At 39.6% G+C, this 18,930-nt stretch carries 14 protein-coding genes; 12 read left to right on the top strand and 2 right to left on the bottom strand.

What is annotated here, in order from left to right; translation table 11 throughout:
* Positions 1-9 precede the first annotated feature (9 nt).
* The 7 genes from uca to RI196_RS03065 all read left to right on the top strand — a co-directional run bounded on the left by uca (position 10) and on the right by RI196_RS03065 (position 10,882).
* On the top strand, positions 10-3,648 hold the full coding sequence (uca, locus tag RI196_RS03035) for an urea carboxylase (RefSeq protein ID WP_311066877.1): 3,639 nt from the start codon (positions 10-12) through the stop codon (positions 3,646-3,648).
* On the top strand, positions 3,645-5,417 hold the full coding sequence (gene atzF, locus RI196_RS03040; protein WP_144598064.1) for an allophanate hydrolase: 1,773 nt from the start codon (positions 3,645-3,647) through the stop codon (positions 5,415-5,417). The genes uca and atzF overlap by 4 nt, the downstream gene beginning before the upstream one ends.
* A gap of 638 nt (positions 5,418-6,055) precedes the next feature.
* Complete coding sequence (locus tag RI196_RS03045) at positions 6,056-6,604, top strand: SAR2788 family putative toxin (RefSeq protein ID WP_130156700.1); 549 nt, start codon at positions 6,056-6,058, stop codon at positions 6,602-6,604.
* Between the two features lie 28 nt (positions 6,605-6,632).
* Entirely contained in the window at positions 6,633-7,151 is a 519-nt protein-coding gene (locus RI196_RS03050) for a DUF7878 domain-containing protein (protein WP_144598063.1), read from the top strand.
* Positions 7,152-7,429: 278 nt separating this feature from the next.
* Positions 7,430-7,948: a DUF7878 domain-containing protein gene (locus tag RI196_RS03055; protein ID WP_144598062.1), complete on the top strand. Its 519-nt coding sequence runs from the start codon at positions 7,430-7,432 to the stop codon at positions 7,946-7,948.
* A gap of 788 nt (positions 7,949-8,736) precedes the next feature.
* Complete coding sequence (locus tag RI196_RS03060) at positions 8,737-9,636, top strand: ABC transporter ATP-binding protein (RefSeq protein WP_144598061.1); 900 nt, start codon at positions 8,737-8,739, stop codon at positions 9,634-9,636.
* Complete coding sequence (locus RI196_RS03065) at positions 9,629-10,882, top strand: ABC transporter permease (protein WP_063389255.1); 1,254 nt, start codon at positions 9,629-9,631, stop codon at positions 10,880-10,882. The genes RI196_RS03060 and RI196_RS03065 overlap by 8 nt, the downstream gene beginning before the upstream one ends.
* Before the next feature lie 274 nt (positions 10,883-11,156).
* Here RI196_RS03065 and RI196_RS03070 read toward each other — a convergent pair whose 3' ends face one another.
* Positions 11,157-12,782, bottom strand: a complete 1,626-nt coding sequence (locus tag RI196_RS03070; RefSeq protein WP_094245152.1) for a methyl-accepting chemotaxis protein — start codon at positions 12,780-12,782, stop codon at positions 11,157-11,159.
* A 206-nt stretch (positions 12,783-12,988) separates the two neighbouring features.
* Between RI196_RS03070 and RI196_RS18495 the strand changes: the two genes are divergently transcribed.
* Positions 12,989-13,072: a putative holin-like toxin gene (locus tag RI196_RS18495; protein WP_375338799.1), complete on the top strand. Its 84-nt coding sequence runs from the start codon at positions 12,989-12,991 to the stop codon at positions 13,070-13,072.
* Here RI196_RS18495 and RI196_RS03075 read toward each other — a convergent pair.
* Positions 13,041-13,211 carry a hypothetical protein gene (locus RI196_RS03075; RefSeq protein ID WP_158640191.1) on the bottom strand — a complete coding sequence of 57 codons (171 nt, stop codon included), beginning with the start codon at positions 13,209-13,211 and terminating at the stop codon, positions 13,041-13,043. The genes RI196_RS18495 and RI196_RS03075 overlap by 32 nt on opposite strands.
* Positions 13,212-13,504: 293 nt before the next feature.
* Here RI196_RS03075 and RI196_RS03080 point away from each other — a divergent pair, with 293 nt between their 5' ends.
* The 4 genes from RI196_RS03080 to xylB all read left to right on the top strand — a co-directional run bounded on the left by RI196_RS03080 (position 13,505) and on the right by xylB (position 18,911).
* Positions 13,505-15,574 carry a bifunctional aldolase/short-chain dehydrogenase gene (locus tag RI196_RS03080; RefSeq protein ID WP_144598060.1) on the top strand — a complete coding sequence of 690 codons (2,070 nt, stop codon included), beginning with the start codon at positions 13,505-13,507 and terminating at the stop codon, positions 15,572-15,574.
* A 415-nt stretch (positions 15,575-15,989) separates the two neighbouring features.
* Positions 15,990-16,760 (top strand): DeoR/GlpR family DNA-binding transcription regulator, encoded by a 771-nt coding sequence (locus tag RI196_RS03085; protein ID WP_066246791.1) that lies wholly within the window; start codon positions 15,990-15,992, stop codon positions 16,758-16,760.
* Positions 16,761-16,886: 126 nt separating this feature from the next.
* Positions 16,887-17,315, top strand: a complete 429-nt coding sequence (locus RI196_RS03090; RefSeq protein WP_063389250.1) for an RbsD/FucU family protein — start codon at positions 16,887-16,889, stop codon at positions 17,313-17,315.
* Between the two features lie 66 nt (positions 17,316-17,381).
* Positions 17,382-18,911 carry a xylulokinase gene (xylB, locus tag RI196_RS03095; RefSeq protein ID WP_311066878.1) on the top strand — a complete coding sequence of 510 codons (1,530 nt, stop codon included), beginning with the start codon at positions 17,382-17,384 and terminating at the stop codon, positions 18,909-18,911.
* Positions 18,912-18,930 lie beyond the last annotated feature (19 nt).

The following is an 18,930-nucleotide window of genomic DNA, read 5'->3' on the forward strand; positions in this document are numbered from 1 at the left end:
GAGAACAAAATGTTTAAAAAAATTCTGATTGCCAATCGCGGGGCAATAGCCGTCCGGATTGAACGGACGCTTCGCAAGCTTGGAATTCTATCGGTTGCTATATATACAAAGGCGGATCAAGACAGTTTACATGTAGACGAAGCAGATGAAGCTATTTTAATAGGAGAAGGCCCGGTCAAAGACAGCTATTTGAATGGAAATTTAATCATAAAAGCTGCCATTGAGTCAGGAGCCGATGCCATTCATCCCGGATATGGATTTTTAAGTGAAAACGCAGATTTTGCCCGCTTGTGCGAACAAAATGGAATTACGTTTATCGGACCTTCACCTGAACAGATGGAGATATTCGGATTAAAGCATTCTGCCAGAGAAATTGCAAAAAAAGCCAATGTTCCTTTATTGCCGGGAACGGACCTCATCACCGATTTGGATGAGGCGGTAAAACAAGCTGAACATATTGGTTATCCAATTATTTTAAAAAGCACGGCAGGAGGCGGAGGCATCGGAATGCGCGTTTGCGAAAATGAACAGCATTTGCGCTCGGCATTTGAGGCGGTACGTCGTCTTGCTGAAACAAATTTTAAAAATAAAGGCGTTTTCCTGGAGAAATATATCGCTAGAGCACGCCATATAGAAGTTCAAATTTTTGGAAATCGATTTGGTGAAGTGGTAGCTTTAGGCGAACGAGACTGCTCTATTCAGCGCCGCAATCAAAAAGTTGTGGAAGAAAGTCCGGCCCCTCTTTTGTCCCAGGAAGTCAGAAAAGGAATGTTCGCAGCCGCCATCCGATTGGCGGAAGAAGTTGGATACCGGAGTGCAGGCACCGTTGAGTTTTTATATGATCCTGAAACAAGCTCCTTTTACTTTCTTGAAGTGAATACAAGACTTCAAGTGGAGCATGGTGTAACAGAAGAGGTCTTTGGCATCGATCTTGTTGAATGGATGATACGTGAAGCAGCAGATGATCTGCATGAATTGCATTCCTTGGTTAAAGAGCCGAAAGGGCATAGCATTCAAGCGCGTATTTATGCGGAAGATTGTTTGCATGAGTTTCGGCCGAGCGCCGGACAGATTGATGAGGCAAAATTTCCTAAAACAGCTCGAACGGAAACGTGGGTAAGAAACGGAATCACGGTTACGACTCTTTATGATCCAATGCTGGCGAAAGTGATTGTTCGTGGAAAAAACAGGGAAGAGGCGATCGGAAAACTCATACAAGCGCTAAACGAAACGAAATTGTACGGTATTACAACCAATCTCCACTACTTGAAAGCTTTATTGAAGGAAAAGGATTTTATAAAAGGAAATGTATACACCCGTTTATTAAACCATTTTCAACCTAGAGAACATGCACTGGAAGTATTGGACGGAGGAATTCAAACAACTGTTCAGGATTGGCCCGGACGCATTAAATATTGGAGCGTAGGTGTGCCGCCTTCCGGTCCAATGGACCAGCTCTCGTTCCGGATTGGAAATAAACTTCTCGGGAACAGAGAAGGCGCCCCTGGTCTTGAAATGACATTGCTCGGGGGATCTTATCGTTTTCGAGATGATATATGGTTTTGTATTACAGGTGCCGATATGCAGGCTAAGCTTGACGATCAGCCCGTGCCGATGTATGAACCTGTTTTGGCAAAAAAGAACCAAGTATTATCATTTGGTGAAGCGAAAAGGGGAATGCGGACTTATTTATTAGTAGCAGGCGGTTTTGACATGCCTGAAGTTTTAGGAAGCTCCTCCACATTTACGCTCGGCGGATTCGGCGGCCATGGCGGACGCGCCTTGCGCACTGGCGATGTGCTTTTGGTCAACCGGGGGGCTGTTGTCAAAAAAACGAAGGGGCTTCCAGCTGAATATAGACCGATCATGACGAATAAATGGACGATAGGCGTCATTCCGGGCCCTCATTGTACAAGCGAATTTTTGCAGCCGGATTATTTGCAGCAATTAACTGAAACAGAATGGGAAGTGCATTTTAACAGTTCGCGCACAGGCGTCCGGTTAATGGGCCCAGCGCCGAAATGGGCAAGAGAAGACGGCGGAGATGCAGGTTTGCATCCATCAAATATTCATGATAACGCTTATGCAGTGGGATCGCTTGATCTAACAGGCGATATGCCGATTTTACTGGGACCTGATGGACCTAGTTTAGGAGGATTTGTCTGCCCAGTTACGACGGCTTCAGCTGAGTTTTGGAAAATTGGGCAATTGCATCCGGGCGATATCGTCAAGTTTCATTTGTTGTCATTGGAAGAAGCGGCGGAACTTCGAAAAAAACAAGAAATGTTTATGCAAAAAATTGAAAATGGCAGTTTGTACGGATTTCAACCTTCTCAACTTCCTGCCATTAATCCAAAAATTACAGCCGACGATTCAATTTTGGCTCAAGAACAAACATCTCGAAACATTCCAATTACGATTCGTTCAAGCGGCGACGAAAATTTGCTGATTGAGTACGGTTCAATGGATTTAGACCTGCTGTATCGGTTTCAAGTACATGCTTTAATGCAAGCGATACAACAAAAAGGCAACATCCCTTTCCTTGATTTAACGCCGGGCATTCGGTCTTTGCAAGTGCACATTGACCCATCGAAAATGTCCGTTCGCGAGGCTTGTCAAAAAATTTTAGAAATTGATCGCGAGCTTCCGCCGCTGGAATCGATAAAAGTCCCTTCACGTATTGTTCGGCTGCCTCTTTCCTGGGATGATCCGGCTACTCAATTGGCCATTGAACGCTACCAGAAAAACGTCCGTTCCGATGCTCCGTGGTGTCCGAGTAATTTGGAATTCATCAGGCGCATAAATGGCTTAAAAAGCATTGATGATGTAAAGAAAATTGTATTTGATGCAAAATATCTTGTTTTAGGATTAGGTGACGTCTATCTTGGCGCTCCAGTAGCCATTCCAATTGATCCTCGGCACCGTTTAGTCACAACAAAATATAACCCTGCCCGGACTTGGACGCCTGAAAATGCGGTAGGAATTGGCGGTTCGTATTTATGTGTATATGGAATGGAAGGTCCTGGAGGCTATCAATTTGTCGGCCGGACGATTCAAATGTGGAATAAATTCCGGACAACGAAGAGTTTTGAACAAGGAAAACCTTGGCTATTGCGGTTTTTCGATCAAATTCAGTTTTACCCAGTAGATGCGGAACAGTTGCTGCAATTGCGGGAAGATTTTCTTAGAGGAAGGTTTGAAGTGGAAATAACAGAAACAGCGTTTGATCTTGGCGAATATTTAAAATTCTTGGATTCGATCAAAGATAGTGCCGAAACTTTCCGCATGCGGCAGCAGGAAGCTTTTCAAGCAGAGCGAGAACGGTGGAAGCAGCTAGGATTGGCGGAATATATATCAGAGCATGAACCAATGAAAGAAGGGCAAGAGGAAAATATCCCTCCAGGTGCTGAGGTTGTTCGTTCTTCCATGCCTGGAAGTGTATGGAAAGTTCTTGTGTCTCCTGGACAGCAAGTTAAGAAAGGCGATGTTCTGATGATTGAAGAAAGCATGAAAATGGAGTTTCCGCAGCTGGCCCCGTGCGATGGACAAATAGTAAATGTTTACGTGAAACCAGGGGACGAGGTGCAATCAGGACAATTGATTGTCAGCATTTTAAAGCAGAAAGAACGAGAGGAGGTTCTCAAATGAAATCGGTCAAACATTTTCCTCAACCTTTGACGATTGCGCGGTTGAGAGAGATGTACCTTAACAATGAATTGACTCCCGAAGAAGTAGTCGTTGAAATCATTCATCGAGTTAAACAAGATGAGGATATGAATATATGGATTACCCCTCCGGCAATGGAAAGAATTCAGCCTTATCTAGACAGGCTTGCTTCACTGGATCGGAAAAGCTTGCCATTATGGGGAATTCCATTTGCTATTAAAGACAACATTGATTTAGCCGGGGTTCCGACAACTGCAGCTTGCCCCCAATATGCTTATATACCAGAAAAAAGCGCAACAGTGGTTGAGCGGTTAATTGCAGCAGGTGCAATCCCATTAGGAAAAACAAATTTAGATCAGTTTGCCACTGGGCTTGTCGGTACAAGAAGTCCTTATGGAGAAACGAAAAATGCCTTAAAAGAAGAACTGATCAGCGGGGGATCAAGCTCTGGATCTGCGGTGGCCGTTGCACGAGGCCATGCAGCGTTTGCACTCGGAACGGACACTGCTGGGTCCGGACGAGTGCCGGCAGCCTTAAATCGCTTAGTCGGATTTAAGCCGAGCAGGGGAGCCTGGCCGACCGCTGGAGTAGTTCCGGCTTGCGCAAGCCTTGATTGTGTGACAGTTTTTGCGCACAATTTGCAGGATGCATTGGAAGTTGATCGAATTGTGCGCGGCGAGGATGAAACAGATCCTTGGTCACGCTATTTCCCGAACGTATCGCCGAAAAGTCCGAGCAAAATTTGTTTGCCGAAACAACCGCTTTCGTTTTTTGGCCCATTTCGTGAAGGATATAGGAATGCATGGATGAAAACGATGAAAAGATTGGAACGTTTGCGTCTTCCGATTGAGTATATCGATTATGATTTGTTTTCCGAAGCGGCATCTCTTCTTTATGAAGGTCCTTGGGTGGCGGAAAGATGGGCGGATTTAGGTGATTTTGTGAAAGCAAATACAGAAGATGTGTTTTCCGTTACGGAAAAAGTCCTTTCTTCCGGAGCTTCTCCTGATCATACGGCAGCATCAGCTTTTCAAGCGATGCACAGGATCCAATCAATCAAGCATAAAGTGAAAAAATTGTTAAAAGATGCAGTATTAGTTTTGCCTACTTGTGGCGGTACTTGGACGCGCGAACAAGTTAGGCTCGATCCGATTCGCACAAATAACGAAATGGGAAAATACACCAATCACTGTAATCTTTTGGATCTGTCGGCAATCGCCATTCCGGCAGAGGATGCGGAAGCAAATGTTCCTTTTGGCATGACGATGTTTTCGCTGGCAGAACAGGAAGGATTGATATTCGGACTTGCTTCTCAATTTTTAGGAGAGATTCTAACAGAAAATTTTCAACCGCAAAAAAATACGACTTTTGTTGCCGTCTGCGGTTTGCATATGAGAGGGTTTCCGCTCGAAAATGAAATGCATCAATTCGGCGGCAAATTCGTATGTGAAGCAACAACTGCTCCTAATTACCGGCTGTATAAGCTGCCTACGGATCCTGCCAAACCTGGGCTTATCAAAACAAACCACAATGGCGCCTCCATTCAATTGGAGATATGGGAAATGCCATTAGCTTCATTTGGTGCTTTTACAGCATCTATTCCAGAACCTTTAAGTATAGGAACAGTAGAACTGATCAACGGAAACAAAGTGCCGGGCTTTCTTTGTGAAGCGTATATAGCCAATCAAGCGGAGGATATTACAGCTTTTGGAGGATGGCGTTCCTATTGCCTGAAAGAACTCAATTCATAATACAAAAGCCGTCAAACATGTTGGCGGCTTTTTCACGTTCAAGCGCAAAATTCTAATTTTAAGAGATTGACAGGATGGAGTGACTGAACTATTTAGATAAAATCGACGTGTACGTACAGTGTATTAGGAGACAGAAAGTTAGCTGCATACTTCTGTTTTGTTTATTTTTTAAACTGTAAAATACGACTTTTGCCTCTGCTGGTTACTTGAATATTGAAAATACCAATGTATCAATTCATTTCCAAATTGCTTGAAAAAATAGTATTTCCTCTTAGTTAGATTTATTACATAAAATTTTAAAATATTGTATTTAAATTACAATTTTGGTAAAATTACTATATATTGTAAAAATAACTAGGGGGTGTGGGAATTTATAAAAATTAAGAAAACTATTTTTTTTATAATATTCTTCATCTTCTTAGCTTCATGCAATCATCAATTATCCTATGATCAAAAAATTGATTGTAATCAGAATTGGGCTCTATGCTCCATACAGAAGGAATATGCTGATCCTAACTCTTTAACAGACACACCTATAAAAATTGCCATTATTGATAGTGGAATTGATGAAGAAAAGGCTCGTGTCAAAGTATCAAAAAGGTTCAACGAGAAAAATAATCAAATAGATTCATACGGACATGGTACAGCGGTTGCTAGTATCATTAGAGAATGGAGAAATCATTACTCAACATTTTGATGTAGTGTTGCAAGAAATTGACGGCACCGATTTTATTGCAACACTCATTGATCAAGATACTGGAGAATCTTACCAGATCAATACCATTGATGCTCAAGCTTCGGTTCTGCCGGCGGTTATAATCGGAGTAGTTGCAAAACATGGAATCAAGTATGCCATAAAAAAATTTGGAAAAAAACTTATCGTTAAGTCGATAAAAAGCTCTAAAGCCGTTCTTAACACATTTGCAAAGGCAGCCGTTAAAGCAGCAAAAAGTAAAGTTTCCAAATTCAATGTAAGTAATAAGCATTTAAAAAATGCTGGAGGTAATTTTTCTAAATTCAATACTACTGATAAAAGCCAAATACGTAATTGGGTTAAAGAAGGATTAAATTCTAAGAACGCATCTTATTCTTTAAATCCAGAGGAAGAAAAAAAGAATGCGGATTTGTCATTTGTAGTTATAGCGGACCTTGGTAAAGTAATAGGTACAAAAGGTCAGAAAAAATAAAAATTGTAGTAGGGTGGGATGGTGAAATATGGACAGCATATCCAATCAATTAGAGTTTGTCTATCACTTTACAACCGATGAATCTTACATTCCTAAAAAGTGGAAAAAAGATTCTGCTATCGTACTTAGAGTTGATGGAGATTTTGACATAAAAGTAGATGGAATCTCCTATTTCCGAGATGATATCGCATTGTTGGAGTTTTATTTATACCTAGAGAGATGGCTCGCCATTATCGAAAGTGGCAAATATGATATCCCGGAATTTCATTATTATACTCTTGAAATTGACGAAGATGAGCCGTTAATTTCAATCATCCCTTTTGACAATAACGATAAGGCTCGACTCACTTCTATTTGGAGAAAGGAACCGTTTGATCCTGTATTTAAGATGGATTATATAGTGAACCAATTGACAGAATTACGCGATCAATTAAAAAAAGATATCGAGGCACATTATAACATTTCAGTAGAACCGTTTATTGATAAATTTCCGATAAAAGCTTTAGCAGTTGTAGACAAAAAAAAGGGTAAGACGAAATGGCTTTAGTCATTGAACGTTACTTGTTAAAGACTATGTCAATGTTTGTAGTTGATAACATTTCTTGGGGCTGCCTATTATTTTTGAAGCCCCATTTATTTTTTCAAAAAGTGTCCGAATTATGCTAATTCAACACTACTGATAAAAGCCAAGTACGCAATCGAATGAAAAGGATTCAATTCTATAAATCCAGAGGTAGAAACAAAGAATGCTGATTTATCATTGTAGTGATAACCACTCGGTAAAACATAGGTACGAAAGAGTAATAGGGGATGGGATGGTGAAATATGGACAGCATATCCAGTCAAATAGAATTTGTCTATCACTTTACAACCGATGAATCTTATATTCCTAAAAAGTTGAAAAAGAATGCTGCCATTGTGCTTAGAGTTAGTGGAGATTTTGACATAAAAGTAGATGGAATCTCCTATTTCCGAGATGATATCGCATTGTTGGAGTTTTATTTATACCTAGAGAGATGGCTCGCCATTATCGAAAGTGACAAATATGATATCCCGGAATTTCATTATTATACTCTTGAAATTGACGAAGATGAGCCGTTGATTTCAATCATCCCTTTTGACAATAACGATAAGGCTCGACTCACATCTATTTGGAGAAAGGAACCGTTTGATCCTGTATTTAAGATGGATTATATAGTGAACCAATTGACAGAATTACGCGATCAATTAAAAAAAGATATCGAGGCACATTATAGTATTTCAGTAGAACCGTTTATTGATAAATTTCCCATTAGAGCTTTAGCTGTCATCGATAAAAAGAGAGGCAAGAAGAAATGGTTTTAGTATTCTGTAAAAAATTAGGGATACAAATCCTTTAGAGTATAGGAACAGTAGAACTGATCAACGGAAACAAAGTGTCGGGCTTTCTTTTGGAAGGCGTATATCGCCAATCGATTCGAGGATATTACAGATTTTGGAGGATGGCGTTCCTATTGCCGAAAAGAAGCCGAATCATAATGGCAAAAGTGGCTGTCAAAGTAGTCGATTTTTTCGGCTTATAGGTGCCCTTTCAATATTCAATGTTTATGTTTTTCGTTTCCAAAAGATTTTGGCTTTCTGGACAACTGCTTTTCCTATGTTTCCCTATCTTGATCATGTCCTTCGGGAATCTTATGAAGGACTTTTTCTATGCACGCCATTTTCATTCTGTCCTTCAAAAGTTATGACGGACATTCAGTATATGCAATTTCCTTTTTTTGGATTCCATCACCTCCATGAAGGACGTTTATAAATTTTATTAGATTATTTTTGTCCTTCACAGTTGTATTTCTTCAAAATCCATCTCAGTTCGGATTCTAAAATCAAATCAGTGAACCTTTAAGTAATAAAAAAAGGTTTCTGCCTTTTTGTTCATCTCAACATTTATTAAATGGAGAGATGCTTCCAAAAGTTTGAACAACTTTTGTGAAGCATCCTCCTGTTTTAATTATGTGGTTTAAATATTTTTAACATAGTTTTCATATCATCATTGTCACTAACGATGTTTCACTTGTGAGTTAGACAGAAATTTAAAACGATACTGAACTTTTTTCTTGTTTGATCCGTATTAAAAGATGAGAGGAGGAAAATACATGACGTTGAAGCTAGAGCAAGTGACGAAAAAATTTGGCGATTTCACCGCTGTGGATAAGCTGTCTTTATCCATTCCGGAAAAAGAAATGTTTGGTTTTTTAGGGGCAAACGGTGCCGGAAAAACGACAACATTTCGCATGATTTTAGGGCTGCTGGCACCAACTGAAGGAACCATTACATGGAATGGAGAAAAAATTGATTATAGCACGAGCCCGTATATCGGATATTTGCCCGAAGAGCGGGGATTGTACCCGAAATTAAAGGTAAAGGATCAGATTGTCTATTTAGCCAGATTAAGAGGGATGAACAAAAAAGATGCGCTGAAGGAGCTGGCAAATTGGCTCGAACGGTTTAAAGTGCCGGAGTACGCTGAAAAAAAAGTCGAAGAGCTGTCGAAAGGAAACCAGCAAAAAATTCAATTTATTGCTGCTGTCATACATAAACCGAAGCTGCTCATCTTGGATGAACCGTTTAGCGGATTGGATCCGGTCAATGTTGAGCAATTGAAAGAGGCTGTCATTGATTTGAAAAATGCCGGTACATCCATTGTGTTTTCCAGCCATCGGATGGAGCACGTTGAGGAATTATGTGAACATTTATGCATATTACATAGGGGAAGCCCTGTAGTTCATGGGTCGCTCAAAGAAATTAAACGTTCCTTTGGCAAAAAAAATCTCGTGATTCATGCGGATTTTGATCTCAATTTCTTGAAGGATTTCCCAGGTGTCGTAAAAGCCAAGACAACAGTTGAAGGGATTCAATTGCAAATTGAAAGAGAAGAGACCGCACAACAATTGTTACAGGAGATTGTCGATAAAGGATTTATTCGCAAATTCCAAATAGAAGAGCCTTCATTACATGATATTTTTATAGAGAAAGTGGGTGCGGCCTATGCATAACTTTTGGACTGTTTTGTTCCACACTTATTTTACCAAACTAAGATCGAAGCAATTTATCATTTCCACGGTTATTACATTGCTTATTATTCTAGTTTTGGGAAACATATCAAAAATTATTGATTTTTTTAATTCTGGTGAAAATCAAGAACGCCTTGCAGTCATTGATCAATCAAATTCTTTATTTGAACCGTTTAAAAAGCAATTAAAAGAAGTTAATCCGGACATTCAATTGCAAAAAACTAATGCTTCCGAAGAAGAGCTGAAAAAGAATGTATTAAATGATGAGATCAAAGGGTATCTCGTTTTATCTTTAAATGATGAAAACCGGCCGATGGCGGTATATAAAGCAGCGTCTCTTGCAGACTCAACCGTTCCAAACGATTTGCAATATGCCCTCCAACAAGTGAGCATGGTATGGACAGCAGGTCAATTGAAATTGACGCAAGAGGAACTGATGAAGCTGAATGCGCCAGTATCTTTTGAAATGGAAGCGTTGAATGCCAACGCAAAAACGGTGGAAGAATTGAATCAAGCGAGAGGTCTCGTATATGTACTTTTATTTGTAATATATTTTGCAGTGATCATGTATGCAAATATGATTGCGATGGAGGTAGCAGTAGAAAAATCTTCTAGAGTGATGGAAATTTTAATTTCCAGTGTTCCTCCTATTACACAAATGTTTGCGAAAATTTTAGGTGTTGCTCTATTGAGTTTAACGCAGCTTGCCTTATGGCTTATTGTCGGCTACGTTTCCATTAAACAGAATTTAGAATCGATGGATGGAGGATTTTTCTCTTTCTTTGGATTCCAAAACACGTCGTTGTCGACCATTCTATATGCAGTCATTTTCTTTATTTTAGGCTATTTATTATATGCGACGATGGCTGCCTTTCTAGGCTCGCTGGTCAGTCGTATAGAAGATGTTCAGCAGTTGATCACTCCGATGATTTTAACGGTTGTGGCGGGCTTTATGCTAGCGATATTTGGTTTGAGCAATCCGGAAGCTTCCTATGTTACGATCACATCATACATTCCGCCGTTTACCCCGATGCTGATGTTTTTGCGGGTTGGAATGCTGGATCTTCCAATTTGGGAGCCGCTTTTAGGAATCGGTTTATTAATAGCATCCATTGCTATATTAGCTGTCTTCGGGGCAAGAGTTTACAAAGGCGGCGTATTGATGTACGGAAAATCCAATGCGCTTAAAGATATTAAAAAAGCTTTGCAGCTATCGAAAAATAAATAAAGAAGACATTACGCAAAATGGTTTTCTTTTGATTTTGAGCAGATAATAATAAACGTAGCAAGCAGCCCGATTCCTATATACTAGGAGTTTGGCTGCTTAATTTTTTGGAAGCTTTGATAATGATGAAAATGAGTCAATTTCTGCGCAGTATTTTTTCTCAACTACCGAAGTTGGGGGATCTCCCTTTTGCATTTTCGATTATTCCTGCAAATATTCGCTTCTTGACGATGTGATTTTTAATAGTAAAGAGAAAATCCCCAGTCAATCAAGACATTTATTGTAATTGAAAGCGGTTTAAAATTTTTTGAAGATGTATGACAGCATCGGAAAGAATAACTGATTCCTTTGCAAGCTCATGGATCCCTTCAATATGTTCCTCCAATGCTGCCGTTGTTTCGTTGACTGTGTTGGTGAAATCATGTGCGATTAAGTTTACATTTTCTATTAAACCTTTTAAATTGTTGCCGTTTTCACGAATGTTTATGACGTTTTCTCGATTATGCTTTAACAGAGAATGAATGTCTGAAAACATTCGCTTAAATGTCTGCATGCTTTCTTTTGTTCCAGATATAGACAAGGAAGCTTGATCAACACTTTCTTCATTTTTTTTGACGGCAGTAACGGCATGAGCTAAATCATTTCTCGTTTCTTCCAACGAAGATAAAATTTTAGCCGCAAAAGAATTTGTATCATCTGCCAGTTTGCTCACTTCTGCAGCTACAATCGCAAAGCCTTTTCCAGATTCACCTGCTCTCGCTGCTTCAATGGAAGCATTTAATGCTAAAAGGTTCGTTTGCTTGGCAATTGCTGTGATCGCAGAAGCCATTTCCATCGCTTGATCCGCTTTTTTGGATACCATTTGGATGAGAGAAGTTGCCTTTTTCGTGTCATTTTCAATATTTAGCATAAGCTGTTCCGTTTTTTCAATCATTTGTTGCCCTTCATCTGCTGAACGCATCGTTGATTGAGCGTATTCAACAACACGTTCAATTTCCGATCCCATATTTGATACACCTTCTATCATCGAATTTGCCAGTTCGCTAACTTTTTTAAACGAATCGGTCTGCTGTTTGGAGCCTTCGCGGAACACTTCCATTGTTGCAGCAACTTCATCAAAAATTTCCGATAAGCGATTCGCTTCTTTTTTTTGATCTTGACTGACCTTCTTGACAGTTTTGACGGCATTGGCAAACTCGCTTAAAATCGACCGGATTCCAAAAATAATTTTATTGATTTCATAACCTATTTGATGAAACTCATTGCGTTTGCCGACAATATCTACTTCGACATGAAGGTTGCCTGATGATACAGTACGAGTGACGTTATACCATTGTCTAAGATTAGAAGTGAACGAGCGGTAAACAAAGAAGCTGTTTACTGCACTGGCGCAAATAGTTACGAAAAATAAAATAATTGCTTGACGAAAAGATAATTGCATAAATAAAGCTGTCATGAGGCAAAGAAAGCTTGGCAAAAACGATAGCATGGCAAAATTCATTTGCAAATACGGGCGATGAATGAGTCTTCCTAACCGGATATTATAACGTTTTCCAGTACTGTCTGTAACGAGCGGACAGCTCGCATCAACAAGAATTTCTCCTGTATCACGGATATACAGCTGCAAAAGCGGTTCTTTTGTTGTAGCGGCTTTTTTGCCGACCTCATCCGAAAATACTCTTCCTTCACGAAGGCGATTGGTATGTAGCGGAGAATATCCTGTTTCATCTACGACCAAAAAATATTCGTCTTGGTCCAGCCTTTCATCGAACGTTTTTCGAATTTTGTCGAGCTGTTCGGTTAGCGGAAGCTGAGGATCTAGCTGTTTCTTAATGATATCGCTTACATGCACGACTTTTTTGAGTGCTTGTTGAGCAGCTTTTTTCTTTATTAAACGGCTCATACTTCTCCCTCCCCTTACTACAAATGTATACCCCATTTACAGAATTTTCAATAATTATTTGCTAAAAATTTAATTTCTAGTAAAAAAGGAACAAATGTTCTGTTTTTTATAGATTCAAAATTTAGTATTTGATATAATGAAAATGCAATAGAACGGTAGACTCAAGGGTGGTTGGCATTTACCCCGTACAGAAAGGGGGTGTGCCGATGACAGTATTCGAAGCGTTAATGTTTGCGATCAGTTTTTCAAGCCTTATAATTACAATGCTGTCAAATCCGCAAAAAAAATAATCCACCCTTGAGTTGATAGCAGTGGTGGATTATTTTTTACCTGCTGCCTGATCCCCTTGAAGGGAACCGTCTGTTGCAGGGCCAAAGGTGTCGCAGCACCTTTGGTCGTCTGGTTGTTGATGCAATTTTTCAACTTCATTATACATTATTCCCCTCGTCTTGTAAAAGAGAGCAACTATATGATCCTGCCTGATTATATTCCCTTCATATTTTGATCCCTTTTTTTTATGTTGATTTACCTTTTATTTTTCCCTTGATTGAAAAATCCCAAAATAATAGACGTGAAATCAACAAGTAAACAATATACATTTCAAACCTTAGCTATAAATAAAATATTCAAAACAAAAAAAACAAAAATAAAAAAATATATTCAATAATAAACAATCATATGTTATATTTAAAATAAATAAAAACAAAAATGGAGGTCAACAGATGGTCAAAAGTTTGTGGGATTCAGAAAAAGCTAAGAAATTGTCGGAAGGTTTAGAACAGTTAGTCTACCGTTCCAATTTAATCGGAGCTGATCGCGCTGTATGCAACTGGGGCGGAGGCAACACTTCAATGAAAACAATTGAAAGCGATTTCCGCGGCCGTGAAATTGAAGTCATGTGGGTAAAAGGAAGCGGTTCAGATTTAGCGACAATGAAAGCGCACAATTTTACAGGACTTAAATTGGACGATATCCGCCCGCTTATAGAACGAGATGAAATGTCCGACGAAGAAATGGTAGCTTATTTATCTCATTGCATGATTGATCACAAGCATCCACGCCCTTCGATTGAAACTTTGCTGCACGCATTTCTTCCGTTCAAGCATGTTGATCACACGCATCCTGATGCGATTATCAGCATTTGCTGTGCGGACAACGGAAAGCAAATTGCTGAGGAGATTTACGGCAACCGATTTGTTTGGGTGCCTTACGTGCGTCCTGGATTTACGCTTTCCAAAATGATTGCTGAAGGCGTGAAAAACAACCCGAATGCAGAGTTAGTGTTGATGGAAAAACACGGCTTAGTCACATGGGGCGATACTTCAGAGGAATGCTATGCAAAAACGATTTCTATTATTAATGAAGCAGAAAACTATATAAAAGAGCGAATCGATGAAGAAAAAGCATTTGGCGGATTAAAATATAAAGCCCTTTCCAAAGATGAAAGAAAAGAAATCCTAGCGGAAATACTGCCAGTTATTCGTGGTGCTGTAAGCGATGAAAGAAAAATGATTTTAACTTGGGATGACGGAGAGGATGTTCTTCAGTTTGTTAACAGTCGAAACGCAAAAGAACTTTCTCAAATAGGCGCAGCATGCCCTGATCATTTAGTTCACACGAAGCGGGTTCCTTTATACATCGAATGGGATCCGCAAACAGAAAATAAAGAGCAATTAAAGGAAAAAATAAAAGAAGGAGTTTCCAATTATAAAAAAGACTACAAAGCTTATTTTGAGCGGAACAAAAACGAAGGGGACAAAATGTTTGAAGCTGCCCCTAGAGTAATCTTAATTCCTGGTATTGGAATGGTGAATACAGGGAAAAACGAAAAAATGTCAAGGATCAGCGGAGCTCTTTATCATCGCGCCATCGCTGTCATGAAAGGGACAGATGCGATCGGGAAGTTCGTCTCATTAAACGAAAATGAGTCTTATAATGTAGAATATTGGCCGCTTGAGCTCTACAAATTAACGCTTGCTCCGCCAGAAGCAGAATTTTCGCGCAAAGTGGCTTTTGTCACAGGCGGTGCAGGAGGAATTGGCAGTGCGACGTGCCGACGTCTAGCCAGCGAAGGCGCACATGTTGTTATCGCTGATTTAAACATCGAAGGAGCAGAGGAAAAAGCTAAAGAAATTAACGAAAAATATGGCGAAAATCGTGCAATTGCCGTCAAAATGGACGTAACAAAAGAGGAAGAAGTGCAAGCTGCCTTTAAAGAAGCTGCCCTTGCCTTCGGCGGAGTCGATATTATTGTCAACAACGCTGGACTTGCTACATCCAGTCCGTTCGATGAAACAACTTTGCAAGAATGGAATTTAAATATGAACGTTCTTGGTACAGGATACTTTTTAGTAGCTCGCGAAGCGTTTAAACAAATGAAGACGCAAGGTATTGGCGGGAATATGGTATTTGTTGGCTCGAAAAATTCAATTTATGCTGGAAAGAATGCGGCTGCTTACAGTGCTGCAAAGGCGCTTGAAACTCATTTGGCAAGATGTATTGCTGCTGAAGGCGGCCAATACGGAATACGTGTAAACTCCGTTCTTCCGGATGCCGTTCTTCAAGGCTCTGCAATATGGGATTCCAAGTGGCGTGAAGAGCGTGCAAGAGCTTATGGAATTTCACCGGATGAATTAGAAGATTATTATAAAAAACGAACAACATTATTAGTAAATGTGTATCCTGAAGACATTGCAGAGGCGATTGCATTTTTTGCATCTTCTAAAGCTGAAAAAACAACAGGATGCATGATCACAGTTGACGGAGGTGTTCCAGCGGCATTTACTAGATAATCTTTCGACAATACAAAAGAGCAATAGCCTATTGGCCATTGCTCTTCATGAAAATTCTCCACATAACAGTTATCGGTTATTATAACGAATTCGTGAATAAGAAAGATTTAATCATTGCAGCAGGTCATCCCCCTTCAACAACGTACGGAGACTTAACCATCAGGAGGCTTCCGGAAAGCGGAAAAGGGCATAAAAACCTTTTCCGCTTTAAAAGATAATAGATGCGCTGTGAGAAAACTGCTTTGAGCCTGATGCGCTAAAAATATTGGTGACAATGATTTAATGATTCATTTTATAATGTGGTATATTATTTTCTGGCAGCGCTTGAAATCTTTAGGACATATTGGGGTAATGTGGTATATTATTTTCTGATAACTATTGAAAAACTTTTGAACATATTGGGGGGACGTGCAAGGTGCTTGTAGCCGAAAGACATAGGAAAATAGTTGAAATCGTTAACAAAAAATTAAGTGTACGAGTATCGGAGCTTAGCAAAATGTTTTCAGTCACGGAGGAGACGATACGAAGAGATTTAGAAAAGCTGGAAAAGGAAGGGAGGCTTCTGCGCAGCCACGGGGGAGCGGTCAGCATTGAAAGAGACCAGCAGCTCGAATTGTCCTATTTAGAACGTGAAGTCACAAATGCCAAAGAAAAAAAAGCAATCGCTGCAGAAGCAGTTAAGCTCATACAACCAGGAGACCAGATTGTTTTAGATGCAAGTTCGACGGCATGGTATATGGCAAAGGAACTGCCGAATGTACCACTAACAGTTATAACAAATTCCATTAGAGTAGCAATTGAATTAAGTGTCAAAGATCAAATAAAGGTAATGTCAACCGGCGGAATGCTCTCTTCAAAATCATTATCGTATATTGGTCCTCTCGCAGAACGATCTTTGGAAACATACCATGTCAATAAAGCTTTCCTATCCTGCAAAGGTGTGCATCTTGAAGGCGGTCTCAGCGATTCGAATGAATGGCAAGCATTAATAAAAAAGCAAATGATGGAGATAGCAGATAAAACCATTTTACTAGTTGACTCCAGCAAGTTTGGCGTTCGGACGTTCGCTTTAATCAATCATATTGAGAAAGTGGACGAAATTATTACAGATTCCAATATCCATCCAGCATATAAAAAAGAGTTTGAAGGAAAAAACACAAAAATCACAATCGTTCCTTTATCGTAAAAGGAGTCAAATTGTTTCAAAATAAAACAAAAAAAACAAAAAATTTTTTATAATAACACTCTTTATTTTTTTTGGTATATTTGATAATATAAAAACAAACAAAAATAAACAAAGGTTGTGTAAGCGTTGTTAAAAGGTATTCCAAAGAATCTTTCTCCTGAGCTGTTAAAAATTTTGATGGAAATGGGCCATGGTGACGAAATTGTCATTGCAGACGGGAATTTTCCGGCAGCAAATTTTGCTCAAAGATTGGTTCGAGCTGACGGACATGGTGTTCCTGAGCTGTTGGATTCTATCTTAGATTTGTTTCCGTTGGATACTTTTGTGGATAAACCGGTGGCTCTCATGCAAGTAGTAAACCAAAATGAAAGCAAACCGGCCATTTGGGACGAATATAAAAAACTTCTGGAGAAAAAATGTTCCGAACCATGGGATATAGAATTTATGGAGAGATTCAGCTTTTATGAAAGAGCCAAAAATGCTTATGCAATTATCGCAACGAGCGAGAGTGCGCTTTATGCCAATATCATTTTAAAAAAAGGTGTCATTTCATAATAGATTTCATTGGGAAACTAGTACATTTTCCGTTCAAGATGGAAGCGATAGGATGGTGGAGACAATATGGTGCAAAAATTTATTCTTGCTCATGATCTGGGGACAAGCGGAAATAAATCCACATTAATATCGCCGGACGGTGAAATCATAGCTCATACTACCTATCAATATTCCACCATTTTTTTGAAGCAGCATTGGGTCGAACAAAATCCGAATGATTGGTGGGATGCCGTGGCAAATGCATCAAAACAACTTATTGCAGAAGCAAAAATTGATCCGAAACAAATTGCATGCATTACGTTCAGCGGCCAGATGATGGGGGCTGTCCCAGTCAATCATAAAGGAGAAGCTGTAAGAAATGCAATTATTTGGGCTGATATGCGTTCGGCGCAAAAAACAGAAGCAATTGCAGAAAAGATAGGAATGAAAGAACACTATGAAATTACTGGAAACAGATTATCCCCATCCTATTCTGCAGCAAAAATTAATTGGATTCAAGAAAATGAACCAGCTGTTCATAAAGAAACATTTAAATATTTACAAGCAAAAGATTATATAATTGCTAAACTAACGGGTAAATTTGCCACCGACTATTCTGATGCAAGCGGCACGAATCTATTAAATATTAAAAAGAAAGAGTGGTCGGAAGAATTAATAAAATTATGGCAAATTGATGATGAAAAATTGCCTGAGATTTTGCCTTCAACAGCGGTTGTTGGTGAAGTTCATTCAAAGGCGGCGGAAGAAACAGGTCTGATGCCTGGTACACCTGTTGTAATGGGCGGTGCAGATGGGTGCTGTGCTGCATTAGGTGCAGGTGCGATTGATGAGGGAGATATTTTTAATTACATTGGCTCTTCTTCCTGGATCTCATTTTCGTCATCTCGTCCAGTTTTTGATCAAGAAATGCGGACATTCAATTTTATCCATTTGGATGAAAATAAATATATTCCCATCGGAACGATGCAAGCAGCAGGGACTTCCTTTCAATGGTTAAGAGACATACTGTTTCAAGACGTTTTGAAAACGGATGCAGCGAAGAATATTTATGAAATGATGAATGAAGAAGCTGAAAGCTCACCAATCGGCTCCAATCAATTGATTTTTCTTCCGTATTTAATGGGGGAGCGGTCTCCTTGGTGGAATCCAAACGCAAAAGGCAGTTTCATAGGATTGACGATCAATCATAAACGATCTGATTTGATTCGTGCTGTTTTGGAAGGGATTTCAATGAATTTAAAACTTATTTTCGATGCTCTGCAAGAAAATTATGATCGGCCATTTCAAGACATATGGCTGTTTGGAGGCGGAGCGAAAAGCAGAATATGGCGGCAAATGCTGGCTGATCTTTTCGGTGTTACCATCCGTATACCGAAAATTTTGGATGAAACGACCTCAATGGGCGCTGCGGTTGCAGGCGGTGTAGGAGTAGGCCTTCTGAAAGATTTGACAGCAGCGAAAGCTTGGTGTGTTGAAGCTGAATCATTTGAACCAGATCAACGCAACCATCAATCTTATCAAACAGCTTTGAAAGCGTTTGAACAAGTTTATAAACAAGTGGAGCCGATTTTTAATCAATGGAACGGGATTGAATAAATGTACAAACAATTGTGCG

The sequence above is a fragment of the Aeribacillus composti genome, assembly GCF_031760945.1.
Lineage (GTDB): Bacteria > Bacillota > Bacilli > Bacillales > Aeribacillaceae > Aeribacillus > Aeribacillus composti.